Consider the following 10,547-nt stretch of genomic DNA (forward strand, 5'->3'; position numbering starts at 1 on the left):
GCGATTTTGTACTGGGATTCATGAGTGTTCGCACCCAGATGGGGTGTCACCGTCACGTTGTCGAGATCGAGCAGAGGATGATCCGTCGCCGGCTCTTTGGTGAAGACGTCGATACCTGCAAACCGGATTTTTCCACTCTTGAGTCCTTCATAAAGCGCTTCTTCGTCATAGAGTCCGCCGCGGGCACAGTTGATCAGAACCACTCCGTCTTTCATTTTCGCGATCTCTTCTTTGCCGATCATGCCGATCGTTTCCTGATTTTTCGGTGTATGGATCGTGATGATGTCGCAGGCCAGGATATCATCAAAGTTCGTTGTGTATTCGACTCCCAAATCCGTGGCTTTTGAGGGTTCTATATATGGATCATACGTTACCACATCCATCTCGAAAGCTTTGGCACGAATCCCAACACGACTGCCGATGTTGCCGAAACCGATAATTCCCAGTCTTTTGTCTTTCAGTTCGTATCCGTACCATTTTTCACGCTTCCACACCCGATCGAGCTTCAGATGGTTATGGGCGTAGGGAAAGGCGCGCATACATGCGAGCATGTGCGCCATCGTAAGCTCCACCGCGGCGATCGTATTGGCCGTGGGCACGTTCATGACGATGATACCCCGCTTGCTGCACCCTTCGATATCGACATTGTCGACACCTACCCCGGCACGCACCAGAGCTTTCAGATTGGTTGCGGCGTTGATGAACGCTTCGTTGACTTCCGTCGAACTTCGAGTAATCGCCACATCGGCTTTGCCTATGACATTGAGCAGCTCGTCTTTGGGCATGTCAGCCACGTTGATATACTCGATATCAGGTTGAGACGCAAGCATTTCAAGACCGCTTTCATGAATGTGGTCACATACCATGATTACATGCTTTTTCATCCTATTCCTTTGTGTAGTTTTCTATTTCGATGTCAATATCGTATTTTCGGACCATTTTTACAATCCGGTCCAGGCTCTCTTTGTCGAGATTGTGAATGATGAGTATACCATTTTCCTTTTTCCTGAAAATCGCATAATCGATCCCGTTCTGCTCCAGAAGCTGCCTGATACAGAACATTCTGTAATTGTCGAGATGCTTCAGTGTAAGCCGATAGGCGGTATGGGGCTCGGGCTTGCGCTTCAGCGGAAGATCGATCTGTATTTCACTGACGGCATATGTATATGACGGCTTTTTCTTTTCGGCAAGATCCTCCAGCCATTTCGCACCTATCGAGGGCTTTTTTTCCCTCTTTTCGAAATGTTTTTTTTCAAGCGGATTGGTATAGAGACTCTGATCGTTCTGGTTGGCATAACGATAGAGCAAAAGAAGCAAAATAAAAACCGCCACTGTTGATACGATCCCGAAGAGGATAATCAACAGGCGGTTCATACCAAAGACTTACAGTTGGTCTTTGATGATATCTCCGATCGTCAGACGATCTTCGCTGTTGTTGAATTCATTCAGCGCATCGCGCTCTTTCTGGCGCTCGAGACGACGGACGGAGAGACGGATTTTGTTGCTTGAAGGATCGAGCATGACGATGACACCTTCGATCTCGTCCCCTTTGTTCAGCTCTTCCATGTTCAGAGGAGAGACATCCTCTTTTCGGATCAGCGCGTCGACGCCGTCTTCTATTTCCACAAAGACACCGAAATCTTTCACATCGCGGATTTTTCCTTTGACGATATCTCCGACTTTGTGCTCTTTGGCGAATCGGTCGATCGGACTCTCTTCCAGAGCTTTTTTGCTGAGGCTGATACGCTCCTGTTCCGGATCGATCTTGATGATCTTCACTTCGACTTCGTCGCCTTTTTTCAGAAGATCTTTGGCTTTGGCACCTTTCTCCCAGGAAACGTCCTGGTTGTGCAGAAGGCCTTCCACTTTGCCGATACGGACGAACGCGCCGAAATCGGTCAGCGTGGTCACCGTTCCTTTTACAACATCGCCCTCTTTGTGCTGCTGGAGGAACTCTTCGAAAGGCTTCGGCTGAAGGTTTTTGTAGGATACACGCAGTCTTCGGGTTTCGGGATTGATTTCTATCACCTCGACATCGATCTCGTCACCGACGTTGAGATAGTCTTTCGGGTTCTTGATGTCTTTGTCCCAGGAGACTTCGGAAACATGGAGGAATCCTTCGATATCGTTGCCCAGATCGACGAAAGCGCCGTAGGGCTCGATATTGCTGACTGTGACCTTGATCGCATCGCCCTCTTCGAGCTGATCGATGATCTCTTCCCACGGATCGGGCATGGTCTGCTTGATGGAGAGAGAAAGGTGGCGTTTTTTCGGATCGTATCCGATCGCTTTGACTTCCACCCTGTCACCTTCTTCATAAAGCGTCGCGGGATTGACCGGTCCTTTGTAGCTGATTTCACTGTAGTGGACGAGTCCCTCGATACCGCCCACGTCTACGAACATACCGTAGCTCGTGATCTTTTTGATCGTACCCTCGACGACCTTGTCCTCTTCCATCAGTCTGTCGACGATCTCTTTGCGCTCCTTGCGCAGCTGATCGAGATACTTTCTTCGGGAGATCACGATGGAGTCACGATCTTTGTCGAGTTTCAGAATGACCGCTTTGATCTCTTTGCCGATCGGGTTCTTGCCCATCGCGAAAGCCGCCTGGCTCATCGGCATGAAAAACTCGATATTGTCCTTCCCGATGACGAAATATCCGCCGCGATTCTTGCGAACCACTTTTCCTTCGACGACCATGTTTTCCGCATCGTTTTCGTGCTCTTCGATGAACTTGCGGACGTTCGCCTTTCGGATCGCTTTCTGATACGACGCCTGGGGACGCTCGTTGCGATAGCCCGTGATAACCACGGGAATCGTGTCACCCACGTTGAATTTGAGGTTGCCCTCTTCGTCCTTGAGCTCGTCGAGATTGACGGCCGCTTCCTGCTTTCGGCCCACATCGACCAGCGCCTGGTTGTCACCTTCACGAATCTCTACAATCACACCGTCCGTTATGCTTCCGCCCTGCTCCTTTTTCTCGTACGCGTCCAGCATCGACGCGAAATCTTCCTCCATGTTCTCAAACTCTTCCATTGAGGCCTTGTCCATACCTGATTCCTTTTCCGTTTTTAAAGTCCGTTATTATACTTTAAATTCTCTTATTTTTCCAATAATCTCTTCGATAATCCACTCCGGGGTCGATGCACCCGCGGTGATTCCACACAGTTTCTTTCCTTCGAACCACTCTCTTTTCAGCTCCTCTTTCGATTCGACATGGTACGAATCGGGACAGTACTGGCTGCAGATCGTAAAAAGCTGTTTGGTGTTGGAAGACTGTTTGCCGCCGATCACGACCATCACGTCGGCTCGTTTGGCGAGCTCTCTGGCGGCGTCCTGGTTCTCGAAAGTCGCGTTGCAGATCGTGTTGAAGACACGTACCTCTTTGTGGCGGGGAACGAGATAGTTGATGATCTTGTTGTATTCGTCGATTTTACGTGTCGTCTGGGCGACGACGGCCACCCGCTCTTTCAGATGGATCTTTTCCAGATCCTTTACGTCCAAAACGGCGTGCACCGGCCCCATCGCGTAACTCATGACCCCTTTGATCTCCGGATGGTTGACATCGCCGAATATGACGATGTCGTATCCCGCTTCACTCATCTCTTCGACGATCTGCTGGGGCTTGGTCACGAAAGGACAGGTGGCGTCGATCACTTCGCCGCCCTTCTCTTTCAGCTTTTTGAGATCCTCTTTGGGAATTCCGTGGGTACGGATCACCGTCGCCTGCCCCTCTTTCACGTCCTCCAAAGATGTGGCCAGCGAAACGTTGAAATCCCGCTTGAGCCGTTCGATCTCCATGTTGTTGTGGATCAGCGGCCCCAGCGTCGAACTGCCGGGATGCTCCTCCGCGATCTTGATGGCCCTTTTGACGCCGAAACAGAAGCCGTAGCTTTTGGCGATCTCTATTTCCATGTTTTCACCTCGGTAATCTGACTCAAAATATCCAGAAAGTTCGGAAAAGAGGTTTCGATACAGTCGACATCCTCGATGGTCATGTCGGCCAGGAGTCCGGCGATCGCGAAGCTCATGGCGATCCTATGATCCCCGCAACTGTCGATCGTCGCCCCATGGATCTCTCCCCCCTCGATGAGATACCCGTCCTCTCTCTCGCTGCAGACGACACCGCAACGCTTCAGCCCTTCGACGACACACGTGATCCGATCCGACTCCTTGACCCGCAGCTCTTCGGCATTGCGGACGACACTCTCGCCTTCGGCGACGGCCATCGCGATGGATATGGCGGGCAATTCGTCGATAAGCCACGAAATGTGTTCGCTCACTTCGACACTTTTGAGCCGGCCATTGTAGGTGATCGTGATATCGCCGATCGGCTCGTAACGGTTCTCTTTTTCGGTAAATTCGACCCGTGCCCCCATTCGTTTCAACACTTTGTAGGCTTCGATGCGGGTGGGATTGAGGGTCACATCGGTAATGACCACCCGGCTGCCGGGAACGATCGCGGCGGCCACCGCGAAGAAAAACGCGCTGGACGGATCCGCCGGCACGGTAATGTCCAGCGGCTCGAGAGGCCCGCGCATCGGCTCGATCGTGATCGTATCCCAGCTTTCGATATTGGCACCCATACCCCGCAGCATCCGTTCCGTATGGTCACGGCTCAGTTCCGGCTCCCTGTAGGTGGAGACATCGTCTGCACGCAGAGCCGCCAGAATCATCGCGCTCTTCACCTGTGCCGAGGCGATGGGGCTTTCATAATTGAAGGATCGCAGCCTGTCCCCCCTGATACACAACGGTGCCAGGTTTCCCTCTTCCCTGCCGTCGATTTTCGCCCCGATCTGCGTCAGAGGTCCGGTGACCCTCTTCATCGGACGTCGCCTGAGGTATCTGTCTCCCGTCAGGACGTAATGCCCCGGCAGAGAACTGAGAAACCCGCAGAAAAGGCGCATCGCCGTACCGGAATTCCCACAGTCGAGCACATCTTCGGGCTCGGAGGCCTCTTTGGGGGGCGTGATGGTGATCGTGTCCCCCTCCTCTTCGACTTTCGCCCCCAGCTGCTTGACGATAGCCAGCGTATTGAGGGTGTCTTCCGCACGCAGATAGTTTCTGATCCTGCTCGGTTTGTCGCTTAAAAGCGAAAACATGGCACAACGGTGTGAGATCGATTTGTCGCTGGCGATAGAGTCACACAGAAGATCGAAAGCTTCCGCTTTTTTCACGGCCAGAGTGGTCATCGCAGCCTCGCTTCGCACGCCTCTGTCAAAAGCTTCAGCGCTTTGTCCATTATGGCGTTGATCTCGCTCTCTTCCAAGGTCTTCTCCATCGATGAGATGATGAATCGAAGCGTCAGACTCATCTCGTCTCCCAGTTTTTCATCGGTATATCTGTCGATCGGGAAAAACTTCTGCACCGTTTCGGGCAGTTTTCCCTCCAACGCCTCTCTGATCGCCGTATAGGTGGTGCTTTGGGGTACGACGATGCTCAGATCGCGCTGAACCGGCGTAAAGGCGCTGATGGGGCGGGCGTTGATATGCTTTTGTTGCAGTTTGGGTACTTCGAGTTCGGCGAAATAGGTATCGGGCAGATCGAACTGTGCCGCGATATCGGGATGGAGCTTCGAAACGATTCCCACCGTCTCCCCATCCATCACGATCCTGGCGGACTGATAGGGGTGCATAAGAGCGTTGTCCGCTTCGCACGCCTGCAGTTCGAAGCTTCCGACCACGGCCGCGAGTTTGTCGACGAATGTGGGGAAATCGATCGGTTCGGGTTTGCCCGCGTTCGTGACCGTCTCCATCTCCTTCTCCCCCGCATAGGCGAAAAGAAGGTGGAACATTTCGTTGCGCTCCGCATCGAAGACCCGTCCCACTTCAAAGAGTGGAATACGCTTTTTCGACATCGCGACGTTGCGTTGGAGCGAGTCGAGCATCGTCACCATCAGACTCGGCCGCAATCCGTCCATCTCGTTGGTGATGGGATTGAGCAGGGCCTTTTCCTTCTTGAGCGGTTCGAATCCGAGCGCCTCTACGCGCCGGTTGTCGCAGAAGACATAGTGAATCGTCTCGAAAAAACCGTTCGCTACCGCTTTGAGACGGATATCCCGGATGAAACGGTAGCGATGAAGATCGTAGGTGACGCGGTTGGCTTCCTGAAAACGCATCGGTCTGGAGGCGATATTGTCGATACCGACGATTCGGACGACCTCCTCGATCACGTCCTGCTTGTTCACGATATCGTGTCGGAAAGCCGGAACGTCGAAAATGATCTTCCCGTCTTCGGTCCTGTGGATATAGAAACCGAGTTTCGAAAGAATGTTGACGACCGTGGAGATCTCCACGGCCTGACCGACCAGCGCTTCGATCTCGTCCATCGATATGTCGAGTGTCAGCGGCTCCTTCTGTGTCATATACTCACTGCATCCGGCATAGACCTCCACCTCGGCATAAGTGCAGAGAAGATGCAGCAGTACCCGACAGCCGAAGTCGAGATCGGGTTCGCTTCCCCTTGAGGTTCTGTAGTAGAGTGCGTCGGTTTTCAGATTCTCTTTTTTGACGACGGGAGCGATCAGCTCCGGCCGGATGTAACTCGCCTCCAGGATCAGCGTCTTTTCGTTTTCGTCCGCTTTGAGCTCTTCGTTCTGGTAGATTCCCACGATCGAAGCGGTTTTTCCGTCTGTCTCCACGGCACCGAGACCGTTGTCCAGCTGTTTGAGGGTTATTTTGGCCTTTTCGGAACCGTTCGAGAGTTTCGAGAAACCGTACTCCCGCAAAATCACGCCGCTGGCATGGACGGCATAGTCGATGTATGCATCGATGGCTCTTTCAGTGATATCGATGTCGACCAGTGCGAGACGCAACCGTATGAACAGAGGCACATCGATCGACTTGAGATCGACGGCGCGGTAGAGCAGGTCGACCGGGGGATTCCCCTGATGGGCGAACTGAAGAATTCTTCCGATTCCCAGACTCTTGCTCTCTTTCTCTCTGTATTCCAGCGTTTTCATCGGGCGGTCGAAACCCACGGAAAGTTCTCTGGCGACACCGTAGATGCTCAGACAGTCACCCCGGTTCGCGGTCAGCTCGATTTCGATCACATCATCGTTGAAGGGAGGATACTCCTTCAACGGTTTGCCGATCTCAAGGCCGCCGATCGTCTCATCCAGCACCAGGATCCCATCTCCGAGTTCCGGCAGTCCGAGTTCGGTGCTGGAGCAGACCATACCGTCACTTTCCACACCCCGAAGTTTGGCGTGCTTGATCTTCATGCCGTTGGGCATGACGGCGCCTACGGTAGCCACCGGTACATACTGGCCCGCGGCGATATTCTTCGCTCCGCATACGATCTGCCGCACGGCGGTACCCAGATTGATCTGGCAGACACTCAGCTTGTCGGCATCGGGATGTTTTTCACAGGATTCCACATATCCGACGACGATCTTCTCCGGCACCCTATACTCTTTCAGGGAATCGACTTCCAGGCCGATACTGTTGAGCTTCCTGCAAATCTCTTCGGTCGAAATCCCTTTCAGGTCGACCCACTCTTCCAGCCATGTACGTGTCACTATCATTGAAACTGCTCCAGCAAACGAAGATCACCCTCGAAAAGCGATCGCAAATCGGGAATCTGATGCATCAGCATCGCGAATCTCTCCACACCGAGTCCAAAGGCGTAACCGCTCACGTTCTCGTATCCGACGGCTTTGAAGACGTTCGGGTCCACCATACCGCATCCGAGCACTTCGAGCCATCCGGTCTGGGAACAGACACGGCACCCTTTCCCTTCACAGAAGATGCAGCTGATATCCACCTCCGCAGAGGGCTCCGTAAAGGGGAAGAAGCTTGGCCTGAAGCGTACATCGACGTCACCGAACATCGTATGCAGGAAATCTTCGAGGATCCATTTCAGATTGGCGAAAGAGACCTTTCCCTCTTCATCGACCACCAACCCCTCCACCTGATGAAACTGCGGGGTATGGGTGAGGTCGAAATCGCGCCGGAAAACGGCACCGGGACTGATCATACGGATCGGCGGTTTCTCCCGCATCATCGTGCGGATCTGCACCGGTGAGGTATGGGTGCGAAGCAGCATGCCGTCTTTGAAATAGAAGGTATCCTGCATGTCTCTGGCAGGATGGTAATCGGGCAGATTGAGCGCTTCGAAATTATGGAACTCGTCTTCGACGAGAGGCCCGCCTTCGACGGCGAAATTGAGAGAGGAGAAATAGTCGATGATTCGGTCCATCGTCTGCATCACCGGATGCAGCGCTCCGCTCTGGGGACGCGGCGAATAGAGCGATACGTCGATCGCTTCGCTGCGAAGCTTCTCTTCCAGAGCCTCTTTTTCGAGTTCGGCTTTCTTCTTTTCGAAACTCTCCATGAGCTTCTGCTTGAGCAGGTTCAGCTCCTTGGCCACTTTCGGTTTCTCTTCCGGTGGTACGTTCTTCATTTCGGCAAAAGCTTTGGCCAGTTCGCCCTTTTTGCCAAAAAGCGCGATGCGTATCGATTCGAGAGTTTCGAGAGAATCGGCCGCATCGATTTTATCGATCCAGTGCTCCACGGATAGTCCTTCTCAGGGAGTGAATTTCGGCCGATTGTACAACAATCTTCATTAAGCCCCAGTAAAAAGGGAGCTTTGGTATAATGTCGGAAATCTATTTGCAGGAGAATGGTCCATGTGTATATTTTGTAAAATCGTCAAAGGAGAGATTCCTTCCAACAAAGTGCTCGAAGACGAGGATTTTCTCGCGTTCCACGACATCAACCCCATCGCACCGGTCCATATTCTGATCATACCCAAAGAACATATCGAAAATTTCCAGTCGGCATCACCGGAACTGATGGCGAAAATGACACCTTTCATTCAAAAAGTGGCTGCGGAGCTCTGTCTGGACAAGACAGGCTACCGACTCGTAACCAACAACGGCAGAGACGGAGGGCAGGAAGTCCCGCACCTTCATTTCCATCTCCTCGGCGGCGCACGCCTGAAATGGACACATCTGACGCAGGACGAGACGCACAAAAATCTCTAAGCGGTACCTCCCAAGGTACCGTTTCTATCCTCTCTTCTCTTTCAGCCAGTTCTTCAGTTTTTCGATCTGTTCAGCCGTTTTCTCTCTCGAGGTTCCACCTTCGGAGTTTCTCGCATTCATCGAATGGCGTATGGAGAGATATTCGACCACATCGGGAGAGATCCGGCTGTCGATAGACTGCAGCTCTTTGGCATCCAGTTCACTGAGATCCACGCCTTTCTGCTCCGCCAAAGCCACGGCCCGTCCCGTAATGAAGTGCGCTTCCCGAAAAGGAATGCCACACTTCTCCACCAGATAGTCGGCCAGATCGGTAGCGCTCAGGTGGCCGATTTTGCAAGCCTCTTCCATTCGCTCTTTGTTGACTGTCATGGTCTTGATCACTTCGTTGAGAATCGTCAGGGAAATTTCTGCCGTTTCGACACTGTCGAAGGTCCCCTCTTTGTCCTCCTGCATATCCTTGTTGTATGCCAGAGGCAGCCCTTTCATCACGGTTAGAAGCGACACGAGATTGCCGTAGGTCCGACCCGTTTTACCGCGAAGCAGTTCGGGAACGTCGGGGTTCTTCTTCTGCGGCATGATAGAGCTGCCCGTCGAGTAGGCGTCACTTAGTGTCACGAAACCAAATTCCGAACTCGACCAGAGTACGAGCTCCTCGGAGAGGCGTGAGATATGCATCATCATCGTCGCGATATTGAAAAGCATCTCCAGAGCGAAATCACGATCGCTCACCGTATCGAGACAGTTGAGCGTCGGCGCATCAAACCCGAGCTCCTTCGCCGTCATCTGACGGTCAATGGGATGGGGCGTACCCGCCAGTGCCGCACATCCGATGGGAGAGAGATTGTTGCGCACGAAGCTGCTTTCGAAACGTTCGTAATCCCGCTTGAACATCGATGCGTACGCCATCATATGGTATCCGAAATTGATAGGTTGCGCATGCTGCAGATGCGTCATCCCGGGCAGCATGGTATCGACATGCTTTTCGGCAGTATCGACAAGTGTCCGAATCAACGTCAAAACCAGATCGCGTATGATCTCGTTGTGTGCCTGCACATAGAGCCTGAAATCGAGGGCCACCTGATCATTGCGGCTTCGTGCCGTATGAAGTTTTTTCCCCGCATCCCCGATCAATTGTGTCAACCTTTTCTCGATAGCCATATGGATATCTTCATCAGAGATGTCGAACACGAAATCACCCGCCTCGATCTCATGCAATACCTGTCGCATCCCTTTGACGATATCCTGATACTCTTTGTCGTTCAGTATGCCCTGGGCATGCAGCATTTTGGCATGTGCGAGGGAACCTTTGATATCGTACTCGTAAAGCTTTCTGTCGAATTCCAAAGAAGCGTTGAATTTGTCCAGCAAAGAAGAAGCGTTTTCACTGAAACGCCCGGACCACATTTTACCCATAGCGAACTCCTGAAATAAGTTCGCTATTGTAACAAAATTGCAGGAGAGTACGAAAGAGGGTGAAGTTTTAGAACCCATCTCAAAAATCCCCATAGGCGGCAACGGAAAGCGATTTTGCTTCCTCTCGCGGCGCTTCGACGCAGGCGTG

Annotated in this window: 9 protein-coding genes; 1 reads left to right on the forward strand and 8 read right to left on the reverse strand. The window is 52.5% G+C overall.

The annotated features are described in order from the left end of the window. The 7 genes from Q1K23_RS03405 to pheS all read right to left on the reverse strand — a co-directional run. A partial coding sequence (locus tag Q1K23_RS03405) for an NAD(P)-dependent oxidoreductase (protein ID WP_300362424.1) occupies positions 1-884 on the reverse strand: 884 nt, incomplete at its 3' end. Between the two features lies 1 nt (position 885). Then, positions 886-1,374 (reverse strand): hypothetical protein, encoded by a 489-nt coding sequence (locus tag Q1K23_RS03410; RefSeq protein WP_300362401.1) that lies wholly within the window; start codon positions 1,372-1,374, stop codon positions 886-888. Positions 1,375-1,383: 9 nt separating this feature from the next. Further along, entirely contained in the window at positions 1,384-3,051 is a 1,668-nt protein-coding gene (locus Q1K23_RS03415) for a 30S ribosomal protein S1 (protein WP_300362403.1), read from the reverse strand. 33 nt (positions 3,052-3,084) lie between these two features. Further along, complete coding sequence (locus Q1K23_RS03420; RefSeq protein ID WP_300362408.1) at positions 3,085-3,915, reverse strand: 4-hydroxy-3-methylbut-2-enyl diphosphate reductase; 831 nt, start codon at positions 3,913-3,915, stop codon at positions 3,085-3,087. Next, positions 3,906-5,192 carry a 3-phosphoshikimate 1-carboxyvinyltransferase gene (gene aroA, locus Q1K23_RS03425; RefSeq protein ID WP_300362411.1) on the reverse strand — a complete coding sequence of 429 codons (1,287 nt, stop codon included), beginning with the start codon at positions 5,190-5,192 and terminating at the stop codon, positions 3,906-3,908. Before aroA ends, Q1K23_RS03420 begins: the two co-directional genes overlap by 10 nt. Further along, the gene (gene pheT, locus Q1K23_RS03430) at positions 5,189-7,525 is read right to left on the reverse strand and encodes a phenylalanine--tRNA ligase subunit beta (RefSeq protein ID WP_300362414.1); all 2,337 of its coding nucleotides are present in this window, start codon (positions 7,523-7,525) and stop codon (positions 5,189-5,191) included. Before pheT ends, aroA begins: the two co-directional genes overlap by 4 nt. Continuing rightward, a complete protein-coding gene (pheS, locus tag Q1K23_RS03435) occupies positions 7,522-8,514 on the reverse strand; it encodes a phenylalanine--tRNA ligase subunit alpha (RefSeq protein WP_300362418.1) in 993 nt (330 codons plus the stop codon). The genes pheT and pheS overlap by 4 nt, the downstream gene beginning before the upstream one ends. A gap of 115 nt (positions 8,515-8,629) precedes the next feature. Here pheS and Q1K23_RS03440 point away from each other — a divergent pair, with 115 nt between their 5' ends. Next, entirely contained in the window at positions 8,630-8,986 is a 357-nt protein-coding gene (locus Q1K23_RS03440; RefSeq protein WP_300362420.1) for a histidine triad nucleotide-binding protein, read from the forward strand. 24 nt (positions 8,987-9,010) lie between these two features. Here the strand turns inward: Q1K23_RS03440 and argH are convergent, their stop codons facing one another. Next, the gene (argH, locus tag Q1K23_RS03445; RefSeq protein ID WP_300362422.1) at positions 9,011-10,399 is read right to left on the reverse strand and encodes an argininosuccinate lyase; all 1,389 of its coding nucleotides are present in this window, start codon (positions 10,397-10,399) and stop codon (positions 9,011-9,013) included. Positions 10,400-10,547: the final 148 nt, after the last annotated feature.

Origin of the sequence: Hydrogenimonas sp., from assembly GCF_029933015.1 — a bacterium.
Taxonomy (GTDB): domain Bacteria; phylum Campylobacterota; class Campylobacteria; order Campylobacterales; family Hydrogenimonadaceae; genus Hydrogenimonas.